This window comes from Rhodophyticola porphyridii, assembly GCF_003688285.1.
Lineage (GTDB): Bacteria > Pseudomonadota > Alphaproteobacteria > Rhodobacterales > Rhodobacteraceae > Rhodophyticola > Rhodophyticola porphyridii.
Genome location: NZ_RCNT01000001.1, coordinates 382,856 through 404,660 on the forward strand (window position 1 = coordinate 382,856; position 21,805 = coordinate 404,660).

28 protein-coding genes and 1 other RNA gene are annotated in these 21,805 nt (G+C 62.9%); 12 read left to right on the forward strand and 17 right to left on the reverse strand.

Annotation, left to right across the window (positions count from 1 at the left end; all coding sequences use genetic code 11):
* Positions 1 to 22: 22 nt before the first annotated feature.
* Both D9R08_RS01930 and D9R08_RS01935 read left to right on the forward strand, forming a co-directional pair.
* Positions 23 to 163 carry an aa3-type cytochrome c oxidase subunit IV gene (locus D9R08_RS01930; protein WP_121896301.1) on the forward strand — a complete coding sequence of 47 codons (141 nt, stop codon included), beginning with the start codon at positions 23 to 25 and terminating at the stop codon, positions 161 to 163.
* Positions 160 to 798: a hypothetical protein gene (locus D9R08_RS01935; RefSeq protein WP_121896302.1), complete on the forward strand. Its 639-nt coding sequence runs from the start codon at positions 160 to 162 to the stop codon at positions 796 to 798. Before D9R08_RS01930 ends, D9R08_RS01935 begins: the two co-directional genes overlap by 4 nt.
* Before the next feature lie 91 nt (positions 799 to 889).
* On the opposite strand, the gene rpsU is transcribed toward D9R08_RS01935, so the two are convergent.
* A complete protein-coding gene (gene rpsU / locus D9R08_RS01940) occupies positions 890 to 1,096 on the reverse strand; it encodes a 30S ribosomal protein S21 (protein WP_121896303.1) in 207 nt (68 codons plus the stop codon).
* Between the two features lie 115 nt (positions 1,097 to 1,211).
* Between rpsU and D9R08_RS01945 the strand changes: the two genes are divergently transcribed.
* Positions 1,212 to 1,910: a COQ9 family protein gene (locus D9R08_RS01945; protein ID WP_121896304.1), complete on the forward strand. Its 699-nt coding sequence runs from the start codon at positions 1,212 to 1,214 to the stop codon at positions 1,908 to 1,910.
* A 13-nt stretch (positions 1,911 to 1,923) separates the two neighbouring features.
* Positions 1,924 to 2,913: an NAD(P)H-quinone oxidoreductase gene (locus tag D9R08_RS01950; protein WP_407690585.1), complete on the forward strand. Its 990-nt coding sequence runs from the start codon at positions 1,924 to 1,926 to the stop codon at positions 2,911 to 2,913.
* Between the two features lie 66 nt (positions 2,914 to 2,979).
* Here the strand turns inward: D9R08_RS01950 and D9R08_RS01955 are convergent, their stop codons facing one another.
* From D9R08_RS01955 to D9R08_RS01975, 5 genes are all read right to left on the reverse strand, one after another.
* A complete protein-coding gene (locus D9R08_RS01955) occupies positions 2,980 to 3,591 on the reverse strand; it encodes a CDP-alcohol phosphatidyltransferase family protein (protein ID WP_121896305.1) in 612 nt (203 codons plus the stop codon).
* A 143-nt stretch (positions 3,592 to 3,734) separates the two neighbouring features.
* Entirely contained in the window at positions 3,735 to 4,046 is a 312-nt protein-coding gene (locus D9R08_RS01960) for a YciI family protein (protein ID WP_121896306.1), read from the reverse strand.
* 22 nt (positions 4,047 to 4,068) lie between these two features.
* Entirely contained in the window at positions 4,069 to 4,503 is a 435-nt protein-coding gene (locus D9R08_RS01965) for an SRPBCC family protein (protein WP_121896307.1), read from the reverse strand.
* 7 nt (positions 4,504 to 4,510) lie between these two features.
* A complete protein-coding gene (locus tag D9R08_RS01970; RefSeq protein WP_121896308.1) occupies positions 4,511 to 4,840 on the reverse strand; it encodes an ArsR/SmtB family transcription factor in 330 nt (109 codons plus the stop codon).
* A gap of 76 nt (positions 4,841 to 4,916) precedes the next feature.
* A complete protein-coding gene (locus D9R08_RS01975) occupies positions 4,917 to 5,615 on the reverse strand; it encodes an HAD family hydrolase (protein WP_121896309.1) in 699 nt (232 codons plus the stop codon).
* An 88-nt stretch (positions 5,616 to 5,703) separates the two neighbouring features.
* Between D9R08_RS01975 and clpS the strand changes: the two genes are divergently transcribed.
* Genes clpS through D9R08_RS01995 form a run of 4 tightly spaced genes read left to right on the forward strand, consistent with a single transcriptional unit; the run spans position 5,704 to position 9,039 of the window.
* Entirely contained in the window at positions 5,704 to 6,048 is a 345-nt protein-coding gene (gene clpS / locus D9R08_RS01980) for an ATP-dependent Clp protease adapter ClpS (protein ID WP_227286856.1), read from the forward strand.
* 22 nt (positions 6,049 to 6,070) lie between these two features.
* Positions 6,071 to 7,069 carry a methyltransferase gene (locus D9R08_RS01985; protein ID WP_121896311.1) on the forward strand — a complete coding sequence of 333 codons (999 nt, stop codon included), beginning with the start codon at positions 6,071 to 6,073 and terminating at the stop codon, positions 7,067 to 7,069.
* Between the two features lie 16 nt (positions 7,070 to 7,085).
* A complete protein-coding gene (locus D9R08_RS01990; protein WP_121896312.1) occupies positions 7,086 to 7,895 on the forward strand; it encodes an SDR family NAD(P)-dependent oxidoreductase in 810 nt (269 codons plus the stop codon).
* 10 nt (positions 7,896 to 7,905) lie between these two features.
* Positions 7,906 to 9,039, forward strand: a complete 1,134-nt coding sequence (locus D9R08_RS01995; protein ID WP_121896313.1) for an aminotransferase class I/II-fold pyridoxal phosphate-dependent enzyme — start codon at positions 7,906 to 7,908, stop codon at positions 9,037 to 9,039.
* A gap of 8 nt (positions 9,040 to 9,047) precedes the next feature.
* On the opposite strand, the gene D9R08_RS02000 is transcribed toward D9R08_RS01995, so the two are convergent.
* A complete protein-coding gene (locus tag D9R08_RS02000; protein WP_121896314.1) occupies positions 9,048 to 9,458 on the reverse strand; it encodes a DUF4453 domain-containing protein in 411 nt (136 codons plus the stop codon).
* A gap of 72 nt (positions 9,459 to 9,530) precedes the next feature.
* Positions 9,531 to 10,283, reverse strand: coding sequence for a DUF1013 domain-containing protein (locus D9R08_RS02005; RefSeq protein ID WP_121896315.1), 753 nt, complete (start codon positions 10,281 to 10,283; stop codon positions 9,531 to 9,533).
* Between the two features lie 130 nt (positions 10,284 to 10,413).
* On the opposite strand from D9R08_RS02005, the gene D9R08_RS02010 reads away from it, so the two are divergent.
* Positions 10,414 to 11,046: a ribonuclease T2 family protein gene (locus D9R08_RS02010; protein ID WP_121896316.1), complete on the forward strand. Its 633-nt coding sequence runs from the start codon at positions 10,414 to 10,416 to the stop codon at positions 11,044 to 11,046.
* 196 nt (positions 11,047 to 11,242) lie between these two features.
* Here the strand turns inward: D9R08_RS02010 and recR are convergent, their stop codons facing one another.
* The 4 genes from recR to D9R08_RS02030 form a co-directional block, all read right to left on the reverse strand.
* Positions 11,243 to 11,842: a recombination mediator RecR gene (gene recR, locus D9R08_RS02015; protein WP_121896317.1), complete on the reverse strand. Its 600-nt coding sequence runs from the start codon at positions 11,840 to 11,842 to the stop codon at positions 11,243 to 11,245.
* A 4-nt stretch (positions 11,843 to 11,846) separates the two neighbouring features.
* The gene (locus tag D9R08_RS02020) at positions 11,847 to 12,194 is read right to left on the reverse strand and encodes a YbaB/EbfC family nucleoid-associated protein (RefSeq protein ID WP_121896318.1); all 348 of its coding nucleotides are present in this window, start codon (positions 12,192 to 12,194) and stop codon (positions 11,847 to 11,849) included.
* Between the two features lie 17 nt (positions 12,195 to 12,211).
* Positions 12,212 to 13,957, reverse strand: coding sequence for a DNA polymerase III subunit gamma/tau (locus tag D9R08_RS02025; RefSeq protein WP_121896319.1), 1,746 nt, complete (start codon positions 13,955 to 13,957; stop codon positions 12,212 to 12,214).
* A gap of 63 nt (positions 13,958 to 14,020) precedes the next feature.
* Entirely contained in the window at positions 14,021 to 14,383 is a 363-nt protein-coding gene (locus D9R08_RS02030) for a YidH family protein (RefSeq protein WP_121896320.1), read from the reverse strand.
* Between the two features lie 188 nt (positions 14,384 to 14,571).
* Here D9R08_RS02030 and D9R08_RS02035 point away from each other — a divergent pair, with 188 nt between their 5' ends.
* The gene (locus tag D9R08_RS02035; protein ID WP_121896321.1) at positions 14,572 to 16,113 is read left to right on the forward strand and encodes an ankyrin repeat domain-containing protein; all 1,542 of its coding nucleotides are present in this window, start codon (positions 14,572 to 14,574) and stop codon (positions 16,111 to 16,113) included.
* Between the two features lie 61 nt (positions 16,114 to 16,174).
* On the opposite strand, the gene D9R08_RS02040 is transcribed toward D9R08_RS02035, so the two are convergent.
* Positions 16,175 to 16,753 carry a TetR/AcrR family transcriptional regulator gene (locus D9R08_RS02040; protein WP_233557166.1) on the reverse strand — a complete coding sequence of 193 codons (579 nt, stop codon included), beginning with the start codon at positions 16,751 to 16,753 and terminating at the stop codon, positions 16,175 to 16,177.
* Between the two features lie 81 nt (positions 16,754 to 16,834).
* On the opposite strand from D9R08_RS02040, the gene D9R08_RS02045 reads away from it, so the two are divergent.
* On the forward strand, positions 16,835 to 17,725 hold the full coding sequence (locus tag D9R08_RS02045) for an alpha/beta hydrolase family protein (RefSeq protein ID WP_121896322.1): 891 nt from the start codon (positions 16,835 to 16,837) through the stop codon (positions 17,723 to 17,725).
* A gap of 39 nt (positions 17,726 to 17,764) precedes the next feature.
* On the opposite strand, the gene rsgA is transcribed toward D9R08_RS02045, so the two are convergent.
* Both rsgA and ffs read right to left on the reverse strand, forming a co-directional pair.
* Positions 17,765 to 18,808, reverse strand: coding sequence for a ribosome small subunit-dependent GTPase A (gene rsgA / locus D9R08_RS02050; protein ID WP_121896323.1), 1,044 nt, complete (start codon positions 18,806 to 18,808; stop codon positions 17,765 to 17,767).
* A gap of 190 nt (positions 18,809 to 18,998) precedes the next feature.
* Positions 18,999 to 19,095, reverse strand: an RNA gene (ffs, locus tag D9R08_RS02055) — signal recognition particle sRNA small type.
* 98 nt (positions 19,096 to 19,193) lie between these two features.
* On the opposite strand from ffs, the gene ypfJ reads away from it, so the two are divergent.
* Positions 19,194 to 20,030 (forward strand): KPN_02809 family neutral zinc metallopeptidase, encoded by an 837-nt coding sequence (ypfJ, locus tag D9R08_RS02060; protein ID WP_121896324.1) that lies wholly within the window; start codon positions 19,194 to 19,196, stop codon positions 20,028 to 20,030.
* Between the two features lie 121 nt (positions 20,031 to 20,151).
* Here the strand turns inward: ypfJ and D9R08_RS02065 are convergent, their stop codons facing one another.
* Both D9R08_RS02065 and D9R08_RS02070 read right to left on the reverse strand, forming a co-directional pair.
* Complete coding sequence (locus D9R08_RS02065) at positions 20,152 to 20,922, reverse strand: ABC transporter permease (protein ID WP_121896325.1); 771 nt, start codon at positions 20,920 to 20,922, stop codon at positions 20,152 to 20,154.
* Entirely contained in the window at positions 20,919 to 21,761 is an 843-nt protein-coding gene (locus tag D9R08_RS02070; RefSeq protein ID WP_121896326.1) for an ABC transporter ATP-binding protein, read from the reverse strand. The genes D9R08_RS02065 and D9R08_RS02070 overlap by 4 nt, the downstream gene beginning before the upstream one ends.
* Positions 21,762 to 21,805 lie beyond the last annotated feature (44 nt).

Consider the following 21,805-nt stretch of genomic DNA (forward strand, 5'->3'; position numbering starts at 1 on the left):
ACCGGATCTCTGGAGACAACGAATGGCTGAGAAGCAGCACAAACACGGCGAAATGGACATTACCGAGCAGGAGAAGACCTTCAGCGGTTTTATCCGCTGGTTGGTGAACGTGGGGATTGCCTGCATCGTGATCGTGATATTTCTGGCGATTTTCGCTCGATGAATTTCCGCAGAGTGTACGTGCTGCTGGTCGCGCTGACGGCCTTGTCGGCCTGCGCGGCAGAATCGGTCTGGGCGCCGGATGAGGCCGTTGCTCGGGCGAGTTACGTGCCGCCCGGACCTTCGACGGTGACCTTGCTGACCGCGATCAACAACAGGTCAGGTTCGGGCGGGCATTCCGCGCTGCTGATCGACGGCGCCGAACGGCTTCTGTTCGATCCTGCTGGCAGTTGGCACCACCCAAACGTCCCCGAGCGAAACGATGTGCTGTTCGGCATGTCTCCGCAACTGTTCGACTTTTATATGGATTACCATGCGCGTGAGACCTACCACGTGGTTGTGCAGGAAATAGAGATTTCGCCTGAGATTGCTGCGCGCCTGTCACAGGCCGTGCGCGAATACGGGCCGGTCTCGCAAGCGCAATGCGCTTTGTCGATCTCGCGGATCCTGTCGGAAACGCCGGGTTTCGAAAGCATCGGCACCGGCTGGTTCCCGAACCGGATGATGGATCGGTTCGAAGAGCTGCCGGGGGTACGGACCTCCAGGGTTTATGACGATGATTCAGACGACAATCTGGAGCTGTTGCAGGCCCAGGGTCGTGCGCAGCTTTACCTGCCGGACGAATTCCGAAGGGAGTAGAGAACCCCGGAAACGATAAACCCCCGGGCCGGTCGGCGCGGGGGCATCTCATGGGCGGTCAAACCCGCCTGTTCGCATATCGACGGATGATTTACATCATGCCTTCGCGCTGCGCTTTTTTCCGAGCCAGTTTGCGGGCCCGGCGGATCGCTTCCGCCTTTTCGCGCGCTTTTTTCTCGGAGGGCTTTTCGTAATGTTGCTTGAGCTTCATTTCCCGAAAAACGCCTTCGCGCTGCAGCTTCTTCTTCAGCGCACGGAGCGCCTGATCGACATTGTTGTCGCGAACACTAACCTGCATGTGGTGTCACCACCTTCCTAAGTTTGAGTTGCAAGAGATTGCAGGAGGTGGCCGTATAGCAAAGCCCCCCTAGCTTGTCCAGCAATGCACATCCATCCAATTCGCGGAGAGTTCCATGGCAGATCCAAGTAACAGACTGATTGATGCAGCACTGGACCATGTGCCATTCGACGGGTGGTCCGAGGTTACGTTCAAGGCGGCGATGCAGGATACCGAGATCGATGAAGCGACCGCCCGGGCGTTGTTTCCGCGCGGTCCGGTCGATCTGGCGCTGGCGTTTCATCGCCGGGGGGACGAGGCGTTGAGAGACCTTTTGCGCACGACCGATCTCAGCGAGATGCGCATTCGTGAACGGATTACCTTTGCAGTCCGCAAACGGCTGGAGCTGATCGAGGATCACAAGGAGGCTGTGCGCCGCGGCTCAACCCTCTTTGCGTTGCCGCTTTATGCCGCCGATGGTGCCCGGGCCGTCTGGGAAACCTGTGACGCCATCTGGGATGGGCTGGGCGATCCTTCCGATGACATCAACTGGTACACGAAACGCGGCACACTCTCGGGCGTTTACAGCGCGACCGTGCTTTATTGGCTGGGCGATCAGTCCGAGGGGAATGCGGCGACATGGGCCTTTCTGGATCGGCGAATCGAGAATGTGATGCAGTTCGAAAAGTTCAAGAAACAGGTGAATGACAACAAGCTGCTGAAGCCTTTTCTGGCCGGGCCGAACTGGCTGTTGAGCCAGGTGAAGGCGCCTGCCAAGATGCCCCGAGTTGACCTGCCCGGCAGTTGGACCGGACGGGGTAGAACCGATACCTGACAAGGAACTGCCAATGCCCCTGCCTTCCGTGATGCGCGCCGTCGAGATCAGCAGCCCCGGAGGGCCGGAGATGCTGCGCGTGACCGAACGCCCGGTGCCCGAACCGCTGGCGGGGCAGATCGTGATCGCGGTCGATTTCGCGGGTGTGAACCGCCCCGATGCGTTGCAACGGGCCGGCAATTACGCACCGCCCCCCGGTGCTTCCGACCTGCCGGGTCTGGAGGCCGCAGGGGTGGTTGCCGCGGTCGGGCCGGGTGTGACGAAATGGGCCGTTGGAGATGCGGTCTGCGCGTTGTTGCCCGGAGGGGGCTACGCGGAATTTGCGCGGACCCATCAGGACCATGCATTGCCTGTGCCGACGGGAATGTCGATGGACCGGGCGGCGGCGCTGTGCGAGACGTTTTTCACGGTTTGGTCCAACGTGTTCATGCGCGGGCGCCTGTCCGGAGGAGAGCGGTTTCTCGTACATGGGGGATCGAGCGGGATCGGGACGACGGCGATCCAGCTTGCGAACCATTTCGGAAACAGGGTGTTCGCTACGGCAGGAACGGCGGAAAAATGCGCCGCATGCATGGAGCTTGGCGCCGAACGGACGATCAATTACCGCGAGGAGGACTTCGTGGAGATCCTGCGCGCGGAAGGCGGTGCGGATCTGATCCTCGATATGGTTGGGGGCGACTATATTCCGCGCAACATCAAGGCTTTGGCAGATGACGGGCGGCTGGTGCAAATTGCCTTTCTGCAATCGCCCAAGGTCGAGATGAATTTTGCGCCACTGATGGTTCGCCGTCTGACGATCACCGGATCGACCTTGCGGCCGCAAAGTGATGCCGCCAAGGCCGATATCGCGGACCAGCTTCTTGAAAAGGTGTGGCCTTTGCTGGATGCGGGCCGGATCGGGCCTGTCATGGACAGCGAGTTTCCGCTCGACGATGCGGCGGGTGCTCATGCGCGGATGGAAAGCAGCGCTCATATCGGGAAGATGGTGCTCAAGGTGCGGTAACCCAGGTATGCGCGGGTGACATCGCCATGCCCCGGGTGACCCATACACTCCCGGGTGCTGCCTTGGTTAACGGTCGTCGAAAGCCTGCCAGCCCTGCACCCATCTGGTGACAGTCGTCACCACACAGGCCGCGGCGAAGGCATAGGCGAGAAGAGGGAAAAGCGCAGGCCAGAGGCAGATCAGAATGAACAGCATGATCGTCTCGAACCCTTCGGTCAGGCCACCAAGATAATAGATCCCCTTCGAGGGGTAGTCTTCGGCCTTAAGACCGCGCTTGGCGGCGATGATCGAAAAGGCGAGAAAGCTGGTGCCTGATCCCATAAACGCTGCGATCAGAACGGCGGCCGGCAACGCGTTGGCAGCCGGGTCTGCGAAGGCGAAGCCAAGCGGGATCAATGCATAGAAAACGAAATCGAGTGCGATATCCAGAAACGCCCCCCGGTCGGTCGGTAGGCCAAGCCGCGCGACGGCACCATCCAACCCGTCGGCAAGACGGTTCAGCAGGATTAGCACAAGCGCCGGACCGTAGAGGCCGAATGCAATCGCCGGAAGGGCCAGGACGCCGATGAGAAAGCCCGCAATCGTGATCTGGTCGGGCTCCACGCCCCGGCGGTGCAGGAACCGCGCAGGCGGAGCCAGCAGGCGGTGTTGCAGAGGTTGAAGGGCAGCATCGATCATCAGGCGTCCGGATGAGAGTTACCCCCGGGGCGGAGGCCATGACGGATACCCTGACGGGCGGTTGCCATACGCGCAAGACACGATGCCGCGCGGAGCTTGTGAGGCAACAGGCTGCCGCGCGCCTGTCGCCCCGGGTCGCATGGCTACATCGGTAGGATCTCGGCAATCTCGACCGTTCCGCCATCGTCGAGGATCGGGCAACCGGCGGCCATTTTCGCGGCTTCGTCATGATCGGTGGCCTCGACCATGGAGTATCCCGAAATCGGATTGGCGCCGCCATCATCACTGACACCGTCTTTGGTGACGGTTTTCGACTGGCCCACAGGCGCACCGCCATCGGCAAGTTTGGGGCCGAGATCTTCCATCCAAGCGCCCCACGCGGCCATGACTCTCTGTTGCTCTGCTTCGGTCTCGGGTTTTGAGCCACCGTGATAGATATAGATGTATTTCGGCATCGGTCGGATCCTCCGCGTTGGGTCAGGTGGAAAAGAGCTTTTCAAGCTTGTTGAGGGACGAGGTCCAGCCATCGTTGTGATTGGCCGCCGCCGCCTCATCGGCCAGATCGCGATGGTGAAGCGTGAGCGTGGTGCCCCCCTCGGGCGATGGTTCCACCGCGATGGTGACATGGGTTTCATGGCCGCGCTGGTCATCCTCGTCATGCCAGGCCCATGTGAAGCCGACCGAGCTTCCGGGTGTGACATGAGTGATCTGACCGGAGACCTTGAACCGTTTGCCCTCGGGCGAGACCATCGTGGAGGTCCAGGGCCCGGTCTGGCGGAAGTCGAGCTGTTCGTCGCGAATCGTCACGCCCTCCGGTCCCCACCAGCGCAGAAGCTGCGCCGGATCGGTGATGGCGTGGAAAACCCGGTCGGGCGGGGCGGGGATATGGCGTGTGAGATCCAGATCGGGCACGGGTGGGTTACTCCTTTGGCGATAGATGCGTGGTCAGGCGGTCCAGGCTGGCAGTCCAGAACTCCTCGCGCCCGATGCTCCAGCTGCCGATGGCCTGCAGGGCTTCGGGCTCCACGGAGTAGATCCGGCGCTGCTTGTCCACGTCGCGACGGACAAGACCGGCCCTGTGCAGCACTTTGAGGTGCCGGGACATGGCAGGGGCGGAGATATCGGCCAGATCGCCCAGGTCGCCCGCGCTCTGCGGGCCGCGCTCCTTCAGGCGGTTGACAATGGCGAGTCGGGTCGGGTCGCCCAGGGCGGCGAACCGGATGGCGAGGGGGTCGGTACTTTCGTTCATTGTTAATTAACAAACATGTTAATCGAATGAAGTCAAGCGCGTCGATAACGGGTGGCTAAATTGTCCCGGGGGAGGCCTAGAGGCTGCGAAGAAGCTCCACCACCTCGCCCAGATCCGCATATTCGCGGTATCTTTCATGGCCGACCGGTGGTTCGGCATGTTCCAGCTCCCACGTGAGGCCATGGGGGATGTAGACGCCCCATGCACCCGCTTCGAGTGCTGGGATAACGTCCGATTTCAAGGAGTTGCCAATCATCATCGCGTGATCCGGGCCCGATCCGTGCCGGGTGAAGGCCTGCATGTAGATGGCCGGGGTCTTCTGCGAGACGATCTCGACCCCGTCGAAGAAATCCCCCAGACCGGACTGGGCAAGTTTGCGTTCCTGATCAAGCAGATCGCCCTTAGTTATCAGAACCAGAGTGTGGGTTTCCGAAAGCGTGCGAACGGCCTCCATCGCGTGGGGCAGGAGGTGAACGGGATGTGCCAGCATCTCCTGCCCTGCGGAGAGCAGTTCGGCAATGACGCTGGCGGGAACATTCTGGTCCGTCACTTCGATGGCGGTTTCGATCATCGATAGCATGAAGCCCTTGATGCCGAACCCGTAGCGGCCCAGATTTCGGCGTTCGGCCTCAAGCAGCTTGCGGTGCAGATGGTCGCGATCGGTGTAATCGGCCAGCAGATCGGCAAACCGCTCCTGTGTCAGGCGGTAGAAACTCTCATTTTGCCAGAGCGTGTCATCCGCGTCGAAACCGATCGTTTGCAATCCCTGCGGCATAGTTCCTTGTCCGACCCTCTTTTCTGTCGCGGCAGACGCCTTATATACTGCGGCCTAGCACGAGGCATAAACCCCCGTGGGAGACCGAATGCAAACTCAAGCCTGGACGATGATGGCCGACAAGTCCGATACGGATGACGAAACCGCCGTCATAACCAAGACAAAGCCGAAAACCCAACGACCGCCTTTGTACAAGGTGTTGTTGCTGAACGACGATTATACGCCGATGGAATTCGTCGTCCATGTTCTGGAGCGATTCTTCGGCATCACCCATTCCCAGGCGGTGGAGATCATGCTGACCGTTCACAAGAAGGGTGTGGCGGTGGTTGGCGTGTTTTCCTATGAGATAGCCGAGACGAAGGTGGCGCAAGTGATGGATTTCGCGCGGCGCAATCAGCACCCGCTGCAATGCACGATGGAGAAAGAGGAATAGGCCGCGCGGCCTGTTCCGGCTCATGACCCCTGACAGATGGACCCTGGCGCTGGAGAGCGGCATTTTGACCCTGCCCGATGAGGCGCGGACCCTGGTGTTGCGCGCGCGGGGCGGGGCAGATTTCGGCGGACTGGGCGAGGTGACGGCGGTGCAGGGATTTTATCCCGACCACCGGCTTCTGGCAGAGCGCGGTATCGCCGTGTCGACCGCGGCAGAGGGCATTTTTGACGCGGCGCTGGTACAGATCGTGAAATCGAAGGCCGAAAGCCTGTCATTGATCGCCGAAGCATTGGCACATCTGCGTATCGGTGGCCTGCTGATGGTGGATGGGCAGAAGGCCGAGGGGATCGAGAGCGTGCTGAAAACGGTGCGCGCGGTGCTATCCGTGGAGCATGTTCTGTCGAAAGCCCACGGCAAGCTTTTCTGGATCAGCCGGCCCGCGGATCTGCCTGAAACGGTGTTGACCTGGATCGCCGAACCGCAGGAGGTGGAGGGCGGGTATGTCACGGTGCCGGGCGTGTTCTCCTCCGACGGGCCGGATCCGGGATCCGAGCTGCTGATCGCGCTGGTCCCCGCACTGAAAGGCCGGGTCGCCGATCTGGGCGCAGGCTGGGGCTATATCGCCGCGGAACTGCTGACCGAGCAGAACGACATCGCGCGGCTGGACCTGATCGAGGCGGAAGCTGCCGCACTGGATGCCGCGAGGGCCAATATCGACGATCCGCGCGCGCAGTTCATCTGGGGTGATGCCACGACCTACCGACCCGACGAACCGTATGATGTTGTCGTTGCGAACCCGCCCTTTCATACCGGGCGCAATGCCGATCCCGGGCTTGGGCGCGCCTTCATCGCGGCGGCGGCACGCATCCTGAAACCCTCGGGGCAGTTTTTCATGGTGGCCAACCGGCATCTGCCCTATGAGGCCGCGCTGAAGGACCATTTCGCGGCCGGCGCGATGCTGGCCGAGATCCATGGCTACAAACTCTATCAGGCGTCCAAGCCCAAACGGGCCAAGCGCTGATCATCAGGAGCGAGACATGTCTCTTTCGATCCAAGGCAAGACGGCCATCATCACCGGCGCGGCCAATGGCGTTGGCCTGGCGATCGCCCGGCATTTTCTGGAACGAGGAGCGAATGTCATGATGGCGGATCGGGACGAAGCGCGCCTGGCCGATGAATGCGGCAAACCCGATGAGCAGACGGAAAACGCCAAATACTTCGCAGGCGACTTGCGCGAGAAACTGACGGTGGCCAATCTGCTGTCGGCCACGCTGGACGCCTTTGACCGGGTGGATATCCTCGTCAATGCAAGCCGCCAGATGATGGAGACCGACCCGCTGGACCCCGACGAGGGCTCGGTCGAGGCGCTGTTGGACCAGAACATGTTCACCGCCCTTCGCCTGAGCCAGGTCGTGGCCAAACGGATGATCGCCCAGGCCGAGGAGGATGGCGTGGAAGAGGGCTCGATCGGCTCGATCGTGAACATCTCCTCCATCGCGTCGCGGCGGACCCATCCGAACCTGCTGGGCTATTCGATCAGCGCGGCGGCCCTGGATCAGGCCACGCGCAGCCTCGCGGTGGCGCTGGCCCCGCACCGCATCAGGGTCAACGCAGTGGCGTTCGGGTCGCTGATGTCGGCCAGTCTGAAGAACTCGCTTTCCGAAACCGACGGCCTGCGCAAGGAAATCCGCGAATGCACGCCCCTTGGCCGGATCGGCTCCGCCCGCGAAATGGCGGGCGCGGTGCAGTTTCTGGCCTCAGACGGGGCCGGGTTCGTCACCGGCGAGGTGTTGACCGTGGACGGCGGGCGCACATTGCTCGACAGCGTAACAACCGCTGCGCATTAGGGGGCGCGCTATGCCGTTTCATCCCTTCGCCGTCGAACAGTTCCTGTCGGAGATGGAGCACGGAGTACGCTTCAACTTCTCCGAAAGCGGCGTGCATCCGATGAGCTATGCCGCGCTTTTCGCCATGGCGCAGATCGATACCGAGGCCCTCTTCGACACGCTGGTCGACTATCCGCAGGTCAACGGATTCCAGACGTTGCGCGAGCGGATCGCGGCCCTTTACGACGGCGCGGGTGCGGAAAACGTGCTTGTCACCGTCGGCGCCACCGAAGCCAATACACTGATCGCCAATACGCTGCTTGAGCCAGGCGACAACATGGTCGTTTTCCGCCCGACCTATGAGCAGATGGCCGGCAACGCCCGCAATCTGGGTATCGAGCTGCGCCTCGTCAACCTGATCGAGGACGAGGGGTGGGCGGTGGATCGTGACGCACTGGCCGCGTCCGTCGATGACCGCACCAAAATCATTCATGTGGTGAACCCGAACAACCCCACCGGCGGCGTCCTGTCGATTGCGGACCGGGCGGCGATACTGGCGTCGGCGGAGCGCGTCGGCGCGTGGATCGTGGCCGACGAGGTCTATGCCGGAACCGAACGTGCGACCGACATCCCGACAGCCAGTTTCTGGGGGCAGGAGGCGCGGGTGATCGCCATCAACTCGATGAGCAAGGCCTATGGCCTGCCGGGCCTGCGGCTGGGGTGGCTGGTGGCCCCCCAAGACATGATTCCGGCACTGTGGCGGCGGCATGAATACGCGTCGATTTCGGCCAGCATGATGTCGATGAAACTGGCAGAACATGCGCTCGCCCCGGCAACCCGCGCCAAGTTGACAGAGCGGGCGCGGGGCCTGATCCGGCGCGGCTTCGAGACCCTGACCGAAGCACTACAGGAGCATCCGGGCGTTTTCTCCGTCGTGCCGCCGCAGGCTTCGGCCATGTCCTTCGTGAAATTCGATTTGCCCCTGGGGGCCGAGGCTTTCGCCCTGCGCCTGCTGCGGGAACAGGACGTTCTGGTCATTCCCGGCAACAAATTCGGCCTGGAGGGGCATTTCCGCTTCAGCTCCGCCCTGCCGGAGCCGCATTTACGGGAAGGTCTGGCGCGGCTGAACGCTCTGACCTCCGAGATCCTAGCCAACGCGGGCTGAGCGGTCGATCAATCGGTGGTCTCTGCACAGTCGATGCCATCCGGAAGGTGAAGCCATCCGTCCGATTGGGGGATCACGCCCTGGCCTGACGTAACCGTCACGTAGTGCCAGTCGTCTAGCGGCTCATGGGCGAACACCACCCGGTCGCCCTCCATCACGCTGCCGACGGCGTCCGCCTCGTCATTCGGTGCGGCGCGCAATTGCACGGTTTGACCGAGATACCCGGTGCAGGTTCTCTCCGTTCCGGCAGGGGTGGGTAGCACCGTGAGCAGCCCGAGCGTGAAGGCAGGGCCCTCGCTCACCTGTGCGGCAACCGGGCCGGTCAGGGAGAAGGCCAGAATACAGGCAAGAACCGCGCCAAAGGCGCGCCAGGCCGGAATGACGGGTCCGGAGCAGAAAGTGGGTCGTCCGGTTATCATGTCCGGGCCGCGATTGATGTGTCTGGCCGTAGCCTATCACCCCCCGCGCCGAGCGCTAGTACAAGTGGCTTTTCAGCGCTGTTCATCCTCATCGTCATCCTCGGGATTGTCCGGGAGATTGAACAGACTGTCGGCATCGACCAGTTTTTCCTCGGGCTCGTCCTCGTCATTGCTGCCGAAGGAGAAAGTCTCCAGCCCCGAGATCGCACTCGGGATCTTCGGCTCCGGGTCCATGCCAAGCGATTGCTCGGTCGAAACCAGCTTGCGCCGCTCCTCGTCGCTCATCACCTCGCCGTCCTTGGCTTTCTTGGCGTTGGCCTTCTGAACAGCGGCGTCAAGTTCCGACTGTTTGCACAGTCCAAGGGCGACGGGGTCGATGGGCTGGATGTTGGAGATGTTCCAATGGGTCCGTTCGCGGATCGACTGGATCGTCGGCTTGGTGGTGCCCACGAGCTTCGAAATCTGCCCGTCAGTCAGTTCGGGGTGGAACTTCACCAGCCACAGGATCGACGCGGGCCGGTCCTGCCGTTTGGACAGCGGCGTATAGCGCGGCCCGCGGCGCTTTTCCTCGCCCACGGCGGCGGGGTTGAACTTCAGTTTGAGATCGTAGCTAGGATCGGCCTCGGCCTTGGCGATTTCCTCGGCGGTCAGCTGATTGTTGGCGATCGGATCGAAGCCTTTGACGCCTGCCGCGACATCCCCGTCCGCGATCCCCTGAACCTCAAGTTCATGCAGGCCGCAGAACACGCCGATCTGGCGAAAGTTCAGCGTTGTATTGTCGACCAGCCAGACGGCGGTGGCTTTGGCCATGATCGGTTTGTTCATCTCGGGGCTCCTCTCAGATGCACTTCGGACGTGCCGGGAAAATCGGCTGCGGGGCTGGCCCTCGCGGTTCCTCGATTTCGGGGAAGTTGGCCGCTATATAAGCCCGCAGGTCGTTGGAGGGAAGAGGCAAATGATCCGGATGCTTTTGGCGCTTGTCCTCGTGGCGGGTGCGGCCCGCGCCGACGGAGAGCCGGCGGGCGCGTTCGACTATTATGTCCTGTCACTGAGCTGGACCCCGTCATGGTGCGCGATCGAGGGGGACGCGCGCGGATCCGATCAATGCGATCCGGGCCGCGGGTTCGGCTTTACGCTGCACGGGCTTTGGCCGCAATTCGAGCGGGGCTGGCCCAGTTACTGCCCGACCACGGAGCGGATGCCTTCCCGCGCGATGACGGGGGACATGAGCGATATCATGGGCTCCAGCGGTCTGGCCTGGCATCAATGGCGCAAGCATGGAGTTTGCTCCGGGCTTTCGGCGGAGGACTACTTCGCGCTCTCCCGGGAAGCTTACGGGCGTATCTTTCGTCCGGCGCTCTTTCGTGAGTTGGACAGGGAGGTGCGATTGCCCGCGGCCGTGATCGAGGAGGCGTTCCTGGAGGCAAATCCTGAGCTGGAGCCGGATATGCTGACCGTGACTTGCCGTGATGGGCGCGTGCAGGAGGTGCGGGTCTGCTTGACGCGGGGGTTGGAGCCGAGGCGGTGCGGCGACGATGTGATGCGGGATTGCCGGATGCGGGATGCACTTTTCAGCCCCATTCGCTAAGCAGGGCGCGGCGAGAGGGGAGTTTCTGGAGCTCGCCCGGTATAGTGTGGGAGCAGAAAACGCAGCGGGACGGGTGATCGCGAGTTGACCCGATTGCGGGACATCGCGCTTTCTGGCCGATCCATCCGGCCGAGGAGGATGGATTTTCTGCTCATCGGCTTAGGATGGAGCCGGGCGCGTGTGCCCGGAATTCGGATCAGAAGGTTTTGCGTGCCTTGAGCGCGGCCGAGATGGTCCCGTCATCGAGATAATCCAGCTCCCCGCCGACGGGCACGCCTTGCGCAAGAGAGGTGACCGCCACACCGGTGGCCTCCAGCTCCTCGGCGATGTAATGGGCCGTGGTCTGGCCATCGACCGTGGCATTCAGGGCAAGGATCACCTCGGTGATATCCTCCCGAGCGACCCGTTCGCGCAGCTTGGGTATGCGAAGCTCCTCCGGGCCGACCGCATCGAGTGCCGACAGCGTGCCGCCCAGCACGTGATAGCGCCCGGCAAAAACCTGCCCGCGTTCCATCGCCCAGAGATCGGCTACATCCTCCACGACGCAAAGCTGCCCGTTCTGGCGCTTTGCGCTGGTGCAGATCCCGCAGAGATCGGATGTGCCGATATTCCCGCAATTCAGGCACTCCCGTGCGGCAGCCGCCACACCGGCCATCGCGTCGGCCAGAGGCCGCATCAACGCACCGCGCTTCTTGATCAGATGCAGCACCGCACGCCGCGCTGACCGGGGCCCAAGCCCTGGCAGCCGCGCCATCAGGTCGATCAGCGCCTCGATCTCGCGCGTGGCGTCGGACATGGCGCTACATGCCTGGCATCTGCATGCCGGGTGGAAGGTTCAGCCCTTCGGTCAACTTGGCCATCTCCTGTTGCGACCGGTCCTGCGCCTTGGCTTGCGCATCCTTGATCGCGGCCAGGATCAGATCCTCGACCACCTCTTTTTCGTCCGGGTTGAAGATCGACGGGTCAATCTCCAGCGCCGTCAACTCGCCCTTGGCGGTGGCCGTGGCCTTAACGAGTCCCGCGCCACTTTCGCCGGTCACAAGGATCGAATTCAGGCTTTCCTGCATTTCGGCCATCTTGCCCTGCATTTCCTGAGCCTGTTTCATCAACTTGGCCATGTCGCCAAGCCCGCCCAAACCTTTCAGCATGTGTCAGTCCTTTTCGGTCAATCGTTCTCAAACGGATCCCATTCATCATCAACTTCCGGCAATGCCTCTACGGCGGCCTCGGCGGCGATCTCCGCGTGGGTGCGTATCTCGGTGATCCGGGCATCCGGAAACGCGGCGCGCACGGCTTGCATCATCGGATGATCCTCAGCCTTGGCTTTCAGCGCCGCCAGCTCGGCATTCTGCTGCTCCTCGATCGTGTCGCCGCCGCCTTCGTTGACCACCGAGACAGCCCAACGAACCCCGGTCCAGCCCTTCAGACACTGGCCAAGCCGCTGCGCCAGATCGGCCGGCGCGCGCTCCGTCGGTTGGAAGCTGATCCGCCCGGGCTGGTAGCTCACCAGACGCAGAGCGGTCTTGACCTCGATCAGAAGCTTGATGTCGCGATTGGCTTCGATCAGGGCCACGATGCTGTCGAAGCTCGGGTAATGGGCAAGCGCTGTGTCCGGGATCTCCGCAAGCATCGGTTGCGCGCTGCCACGTGCCGTGGGCACGGACATACCGGAGGCGCCGGATGGGCCCCGGCCGGGCGAAGCCTGTGGCGGGGTTGGCGCCGGTGCGCCAGCGGGTGCCGGCGCGGGGCTGTTGGACAGTTTGCGCAGCAGATCCTCGGGGCTTGGCAGATCCGCCACATGGGTCAGCCGGATCACGGCCATTTCTGCCGCCATCATCGGATTGGGGGCGAGTGTCACCTCTTCCAGCGCCTTGAGGAGCATTTGCCACATCCGCGACAGCACCCGCATCGCCAGCTTTTCGGCCATACCCTGCCCGCGGGCGCGTTCATCTGGGCCGATCGTCGGATCGTTGGCCGCCTCGGGCGTGATCTTGATCACGCTCAGCCAATGGGTGATTTCCGCCAGATCCCGCAGGACCGCCAAAGGGTCGGCGCCATCGGAATATTGCGCGCCCAGTTCGTTCAGCGCGCCGGGCGCATCGCCAGACATGATCATGTCGAAGAGATCCAGAACCCGCCCCCGATCCGCAAGGCCGAGCATCGCGCGGACCTGGTCGGCGGTTGTGGCACCGTTGCCATGAGAAATCGCCTGATCCAGAAGAGAGGTCGCATCACGGGCCGATCCTTCGGCCGCGCGGGTGATCAGTGCAAGAGCATCATCGGCGATTTCGGCATTTTCGGCGGTTGCTATCCGGCGCATAAGCGCGATCATCTCTTCAGGCTCGATCCGGCGCAGATCGAACCGCTGGCACCGGCTCAGAACCGTCACCGGAACCTTGCGAATCTCGGTCGTGGCGAAGATGAACTTCACATGGGCCGGGGGCTCTTCGAGCGTTTTCAGCAGCGCGTTGAAGGCGCTGGTGGAGAGCATGTGCACTTCGTCGATGATGTAGATCTTGTAGCGGGCGGAAGCGGCACGATAGTGGACGGAATCGATGATCTCGCGGATGTCGCCCACGCCGGTGCGGCTGGCGGCGTCCATTTCCATCACATCCACATGGCGCCCCTCGGCGATAGCCACGCAGGGTTCGCACCGGCCGCAGGGGTCGGTGGTGGGCCCGCCGGTACCATCCGGCCCAATGCAGTTCAGGCCCTTGGCGACAATCCGTGCAGTCGTGGTCTTACCGGTTCCGCGAATGCCGGTGAGGATGAAGGCCTGTGCGATCCGGTCTGCGGCAAAGGCGTTTTTCAGGGTCCTGACCATCGCTTCCTGACCGACAAGATCGGCAAAGGTCTCGGGGCGGTATTTCCGCGCCAGAACCTGATAGCCGGTATCGGTTGTGTCGGACATGTGAACCTCGATCCCCCAATTCGCGGAGAGACTATTGAAGCCTGACGGCAAGGTCCACCACTGCTATAGCGCCCAGAGGATGACGCCGGTGGCCAGCGTGCCCGCGGTCAGCGCGCTGGCGGTGAAGGTCATCGCTTTCGGGCTGGTCGGTTCGGCGTCGTTGCTGTGCAGCCGGTCCAGGGTGTGGCAGGCCCGCGCACGGGCAGCCCAGTAGATGAAGATGGCCACCACCAGAAAAATGCTGGCCGTGGCCTTGGCAACCCATGTGGGCTCGAACGGGCCGAAGACGGCCTTCAGGCCGATGGCGATCGCAACCGTTCCCAACCCCGTGCGCATCCAGCCCGCGAACGTGCGTTCATTGGCCAGAACCGTGCGGTCTTCGGCCCAATCGGTGCGCTCCTGCGCGAGATCGTTCTTGTCTGCCATAGGGCAGAGCTTATCCGCAGGCTTGCCGATGTCGACCCGCTAAAGTAAGATACCCCTGCTGCTAGGGGCGGCATCCAGGTTCGCGGAAAGCTGTCATCGGCACCCCTTCTGAAGATCATATGACAGACCTCTCGGTCTTTCTCATGCCCGGATAAGCGAACCGGCGGGCTTATATGATGAGGAAGCCGATGACCAAATCCATCGAACAATTGCGCCGTGATGCGAAGGCGCTGAGAAAAGCCCATGCGTCCGGGGATCGCGTCGCTGCCGCACGGATTGCCGCCTACCGTCCGCGCCCCGAGGGCACGGACCTGAAGCTTGCGGATTACCTGCATGTGATCGCGCGGGAGAACAGCTTTGCCAGCTGGCCGCATCTGAAGCTTGCGGTGGAAAGCCTTGGCATGGACAGGGCCGCCAAACGCCAACGGCTGAAGATCGCCGTCCATCACGGGCAGACCCATGTGGTCGAGCAATTGCTGGCCGATACCCCCGATCTGGCAGAGGGCGATCTGGGGCTGGAGATCTCGCTCTATCGCCGGGATGCGGTGGCGGCGGCGCTTTCGGCCGATCCGGGGCGCGCCACGGCGAACCTCGGGGTCGCCCCGCCCCTTCTGCATCTGGCGCAATCGCGGATGATCCATCTGTGGCCCGAGCGGGAGGCCGATATGCTGGCCATCGCCGAGATGTTCCTGGCACGCGGCGCGGACGTGAATGCGGGCAGGCCTGCGGGTGAGGGCAGCGATCACATGCTTTCGCCGCTCTATTTCGCGATCGGGCATGCCGACAACATGGTGCTCGGCCGCTGGCTTCTGGAACATGGGGCCGACCCGAACGACAACGAATCGCTCTATCACGCGACAGAGCTTGGGCACCGCGAGGGTCTGAGGATGCTGCTGGATCATGGCGCCGATCCGCGCGGGACCAACGCATTGCTGCGGGCGATGGATTTTCACGATCACGAGGCGGTGCGTCTGCTGTTGGACGCAGGCGCCATGGCCGATGATTTCAACGATGCGGAAGTTGGCGGCGAGGCGCCTTTTGTCGTGCCGGCCCTTCATCAGGCGGCGCGGCGCATGTCGGACCGGCGCATGATCGAGATGCTGCTGGAGGCGGGCGCGGATGCGTCGCGGGTGTTCGAGGGGGCTACGGCCTATGGCTATGCGCGGGTGTTCGGCAATGCCGAGCTTGCCGCGGCGATCCGGGCGCGGGGCGATGTGCCGGAGTTGAGCCGGGAGGAGCGGCTGCTTGCCATGGCCGCCGATGGCGAGGTGCCCGACGGGGTCTATATCGACCCGGCCAGACTGCCGGAGGCGTATCGGAACATCATCCGAATGATCCAGCATCTGCCCGGCAAGCTGGACCATGTGAAGCGGCTGGTGGCGATGGGCGTGGAGTATGACCGCCCCGATACCGAGGGCTTGACGCCCGTGCAACTGGCCGGATGGGAAGGCCTGCCGGAGATGCTGAACTACTTCCTCAGCCTCAAGCCCGATCTCACCCATATCAACAATTACGGCGGCACATTGCTGAGCACCATCATCCACGGTTCCGAAAACTGCCCCGAGCGGGCGGAGCGGGACTATACGACCTGTCTGGAACTGACGCTGAACCAGGGCGTCGCATTGCCCAGGCGGGCGATCGAACTGGCCGGCGACCCGGGTGTATCGGAGTTTCTGGCCGACTGGGCGCGGGCCCATCCTGGTCAGGTTGTGGAGGGCGGTGTCGTCTGAGCGGTCTGATGACGCGCCGCGACCAGTCCGGCGGCCGGGTCATCCATGCGCGGCCGGGCCGTCAGCCGTCCCCCGACCCGGGGGCAAAGCCCAAAAGTCGTGGCAACCGCTTGATCGGGCCTGATGTTTTCAGGGCGCGGGCCAGAACCCAGGCCCCTTCCAGCCCGATAAACAGCGCCTCGGCCCTGTCCCGGGCGATGTCCCGGGGCAGTCCGGCGGCGCGCCCGTATTCCGCGATCTGGTCGATCCAGCCGGAGAAGACCGATGCCGCCTTTTCCCGGAACGCCTGATTCTGCGGCCCTTCGAAGAGGGTGGAGGAGACCGGGCAGCCATCCCAGTGATCCGAGAGATCGAAGAGCTTGGCCAGCTTGAAACAGAAGGTCGTGGCCCCGGCATCGAAGCTTTTGGCGGTCTCGAAAGCGTCTGCCGCCACGCGCTGCATCTGCGCCGACGCCCAATCAGCGGCGGCCAGGGCCAAGTCCGCCTTTCCGTTGGGAAAATGGTGATAAAGGGAGCCTTTGGGCGCTTTCGCCCGGGCCAGTATCTCGGCCACGCCGACGCCGTGATAGCCCTTCTGGCGGAACAAAAGGGCCGCATTCAGGACCAGACGGTCACGAGTCGAGGGGATCAAGGAGGTCACAAATCTCCTTTTGACAGAGATAGACCGATTGGTCTAGCCTACGTGTAGACCAATCGGTCTAATCCCAGGAAGGGTCTGAGCATGTCGATAAGTATCCGTACCCTGAATGCCGGAGAGCCGGTGCGGACACCGGTCGAATTCCGGTCAGGTGCGGCGAAGCTCTCGGGCACCTTGTTCCATACTGCGCGCCGGCCCTGCGCGGTGGTGGTTCTGAACGGCGCAACCGGCGTGCCGCATGGGTATTACCGCCATTTCGCGACATGGCTGGCGGCGGAGCAGAATATCGCCTGCCTGACCTATGATTATCGCGATTTCGGCGCATCGGCGAAGACCCCGCTAAAGGCATCCAAGGCGACGATGGGGGATTGGGGCGTGCATGACCAGTATGCCGCAAGGCTGGCCGCCGCGCGGATGCTGCCGGACGTTCCGATCTGGGTTGTCGGTCATTCCCTTGGCGGTCTGATGTTGCCGTTTCAGCCGGACCCGCAGCAGGTTGCGCGAGTGATCACGGTGGCCAGCGGCCCGGTTCATTTTCGCGATCATCCCTGGCACTTCCGGCCTGTGGCGGCGGCACTTTGGTATGGCGCCGGCCCGGTAGCGACCGCAATGCTGGGCTATCTGCCCGGCCGGTTGCTCAGACTGGGCGAGGATCTCCCCTCGGGCGTTTTCTGGCAGTGGCGGCGCTGGTGCACGACGCCGGGGTTCAACGCAGGCGATTATGGGCGGAGCCTGCCTTTGCCGGACATGCGCGGGGTCAGGGCGCCGGTGACATTCGTCGCCATGACCGACGACCAGATGGTTCCACCCGAAGCGGTCTGGCGTCTGATGCCCTATTATGCGGAAGCCCCGAAGCGGCAGGTCACAATCCGGCCAGAAGATTTCGGATTGGGCCCGATTGGGCATATCGGCTTTTTCCGCCGCGGAAATGCGCCAATCTGGGACAGGGTTCTTGCCGCCGAACCGCGGGGCTGATTCCCCTTCGTAGCGGAAGGGGAACCAGTCAACCGACGCCTAGCGCCCGGTCAGATCGTGTTTGTCCTTCTTTATGCTGCGATACAGCTTGCCCAGGGCACGGTCGCGTTCCCGCGCCTCGTGCAGGGTGCGGCTGTTGCGGGCGTCCTCGCGCTCCAACTTGCGCCAGCGATCCAGTCGCGCGGGCTCTATCTCGCCCCGGGCGATTGCGTCCTGAACCGCACATCCCGGCTCCGTATCATGGCGACAATCGGAAAACCGGCACTGCGCGGCGAGATCGTTCAAATCGGAAAACACAGCGTCGATACCCTCGGCCGCACCGGCAAGACGCAAGGCACGCATTCCCGGCGTATCGATCAGCCAGCCACCATGAATTGTCCGGTGGAGGCCCCGGGCCGTGGTGGTATGGCGACCCTTCGCATCATCCTCCCGGATGCTCTGGGTCGCGGCCGCCCCACCGGTCAGTGCATTGGCGAGCGTGGATTTCCCCACCCCAGAAGAGCCGAGAAGCACCAGTGTCTGGCCGTTCCGGCACCATGGCGCCAGGGCCTCGGCATCGCTGGTATCGGTTGCATTGAGCGTGATGGCCGTCACCAACGGAGACAGGCGTTCCGCCCGGGTGCGGTAGCTGCCCGGATCGTCGCATAGATCAGCCTTTGTGAGGATCACCAGTGGCAAGGCCCCGGCGGAAGCGGCCAGCGCAAGATAGCGTTCCAGCCGCGCCGGATTGAAGTCGGCATTACAGGAAGTGACGATACCAAGCGTGTCTACATTGGAGGCGATCAGTTGCCTGTCCGATCCTGTGCCAGCCGCGCGTCGGGCGAGTTCAGTAGCCGGATCAAGTCGCCGCGTCACACGCGCGCTTGCAGTGTCGAAAAGCACCCAATCGCCGGTGCAGTAAGCTCCGCTTGGAGTGTCAGAGGCCGGGATCAGCGTCAGCGGTCCATCGGGCGCGAGCGCGCCAAGACGGTCCCTTGCCACCGTTGCGATGCGGGCAGGATTGGAAGTCTCCACCTCCTCGGGCGTCAGTTGCGCAAGAAGGCGAGCCGACCATCCGAGGTCGGAGAGAGAATACTGGGTCAATTGCTTGAAGTCCCGAAAACACGTCAGAAGGGGCAAACGCCGGCGAAGGGGTCTGCGCTATTGCGTGCCGGGCTCGGGCGCCGTCTGTCTAGTCGGCGCGGGCCCGGAGGGGGGATGCAATCTCCATGATGCCTCCTGTCCGGTTCCTGTTTCGCCCCTTCGGGGCGATGCACCCGTGAGCGGAAATGGTGGTGAGAGGCTGGACTGCGACCCAAGCGGGTCTCGTTATGGCTGCTTCCTTCCGGACCTGACCAGGTTGGCGAGGTGCTTGCCCGCGCCAACCTCTCGCCTGGAGAAATAGGGATTATTTGCGTGGGCTGCAACCCATAGCGCAATTAGCGCGTTCCAATGCTAGGATCGTGTAATCCGGAAGAGGGAAGAGGCCATGCGTCTGAAAGGTGTCCGCCGCAGCAGGAATGTCGTTGACCGCCGAGGGCGCCGGGGCGGAACGACCGCCGGTATCGGCGGGCTTAGCCTGATCGTAGTGCTGGCCATCGGCTATTTCGCGGGCATCGATGTCACCCCCTTCCTGCAAGGCGCAGGCGGCCCGCAACAGCAGCAGGAGCGACCGCTGACCGCGGATGAGCAACAGGCCGGCGCCTTTGCCGCGCAGGTTCTGGCCACGACAGAGGATGTGTGGGGCGACATTTTCGTGCAGGAATTCGGCCGGCCTTATGACGCACCGCAACTTGTGCTGTTTTCCGAGGTGACGCAAAGCGGCTGCGGTGGCGCGTCGGGCGCCTCCGGCCCGTTCTATTGCCCCGCCGATCAGCGCGCCTATCTGGACACGGCCTTTTTCGCCTATATGGCGGAGCGTCTGGGCGCCGAAGGTGATTTCGCGGCGGCTTACGTGATCGCCCATGAGGTCGCCCATCATGTGCAGCAGGAACTGGGTATTCTGAGCCGCGCCAATCAGGCGCGCGCGTCAATGAGCCAGGCCGACAGCAACCGCGTCTCGGTGATGATCGAGCTTCAGGCCGATTGCCTGTCGGGTGTCTGGGCTGCTCATATTCAGGGCCTGCTGGAACCCGGCGATCTGGAAGAGGCGCTTACCACCGCGGAGCGGATTGGCGACGATTACCTGCAGGCCCGCGCGGGCCGCCAGCCGAACCCACACAGCTTCACGCATGGAACCTCTGCCCAACGAGCGGGCTGGTTCCGTCGCGGGTTCGAAAGTGCCGATCCCGGCCAGTGCGACACTTTCGCGGCTGAGAGGCTTTAGCCCGCCCCATGCCGGATTGCGGCCCATGTATCTGGCCTCCGGGCGGGCCCATGGTAAACCGCCGGAATGGTGGCCGCTTCACGTGTTTTCCCGAACCGATGCCGCGGGGGCATACGGCTGCCTAGTTCGGGGCGCGTTCGGCCCAGCCCGCAAAGATGCGTTCGAGAAACACGACAATGTAGAACAGGAATATCCCAAGGGCCGCGAGGGCAAAGAGCACCGCGAACATCAGCGGGTAATCGGCGCTGATCCGGCCACTGTCGAACAGGTCACCAAGCCCCCGGCCATGTGGGGAAACGATCTCCATCAGATTGGTCCCGATGAAAGCCAGCGTTACCGCCACCTTCAGCGCACCGAAGAACTCGGGGAGGGTTTTTGGCAGGGCAATCTTCCAGAAGATCGTGAAATTCGATGCCCCTAGCGAGCGCAGGATGTCGCGATACTCGGGCTCAAGCGTGGACAGTCCGATGGAGACCGAAACGGCGATCGGAAAGAAGGAGATCATGAAGGCAATCAGGATCGTGTTGAAATCGTGCTGACCTACGAACATCAGCGCGACAATCGGCACCACGGTTGCCTTGGGAATTGCGTTGAAGCCCACGAGGAGTGGGTAGAGGCCTTCACGCGCGATGCGCGAAAAGCCCATGACCATGCCCAGAAGGGTGCCGAAGACGACGGCAAGTCCAAGACCCACCACCGTGCGCCAGAGTGTTTCCCAAGACTTGATCAGGAACAGGTCCCAGTAGCGCACGAAGGCCGGGATCAGGTCCGACGGAGAGGCCATGCGGAAATTCGGCAACTGGTAGAACCAGACCAGAAACTCCCAGATCGCAAGCACCGCGACAATCGTGATGACCGGCGCCGCGATCTTGCGGAGCGTTGCGGAGTTCATGCGCCGGCTCCGATCTCGGCTTTGGTCGGATGACCGTCGAGCGGGGCGTCGACACTGCTGGCGCGGCCCTGGGCGACCTGAATCTGGTGACGTAAAATCGCAAGCATTTCAACGGCCTTCGGAGTGTAGAGATCGTCAAGCGTACGCTTTCCGGAGATGTCCACATCCATGGTGTATTGCGCATGGGCGGGGCGACCGGACATCACCACAACCTGATCGGCGAGAAACACGCTTTCGCGCAGATCATGGGTGATCAGCAGGCAGGTAAAGGGCTCGATCTCGCGCAGGTCATGCATGGTCTGCCACAGATCCTCCCGCGTGAAGGCATCGAGCGCGCCGAAGGGTTCATCAAGGATCAGCACTTCGGGATTGTGCACCAGAGAGCGGCAGAGGGAGGCGCGCTGGCGCATTCCGCCGGAAAGTTCGGAGGGGCGTTTTTCCTCGAAGCCTTCCAGCCCGACCAGCTTCAGCAACCCCATCGCGCGGTCCACCTGTTCGGACTTGCTCATTCCGGTGGAGACGATCTCCAGCGGGAGCATCACATTCTGCAGGATCGTGCGCCATTCCAACAGAACCGGGTTCTGGAACGCCATGCCGACGGTGGGGCGGGGTGAGGTGACCCTCTGACCGGAAAGCCAGACTTCCCCCTCATCGGGGCGCATCAGGCCCGAAACGAGCCGCGTGAGCGTCGACTTTCCGCAGCCCGACGGGCCGACCACGGCGGTGAAACTGTTCTTCTCCATCCGGATCGACAGCTTGTCGAGAACCGGCAGGGGGCCCGCATCCGTGCGGTAGGCGTGCGTCACGTCACGCAGTTCGATCTGGAAAGGAGAGGTCATGAAGCGCCCTGATCAGGGCGCGGGCCCGCCGGAACCGGCCCGCG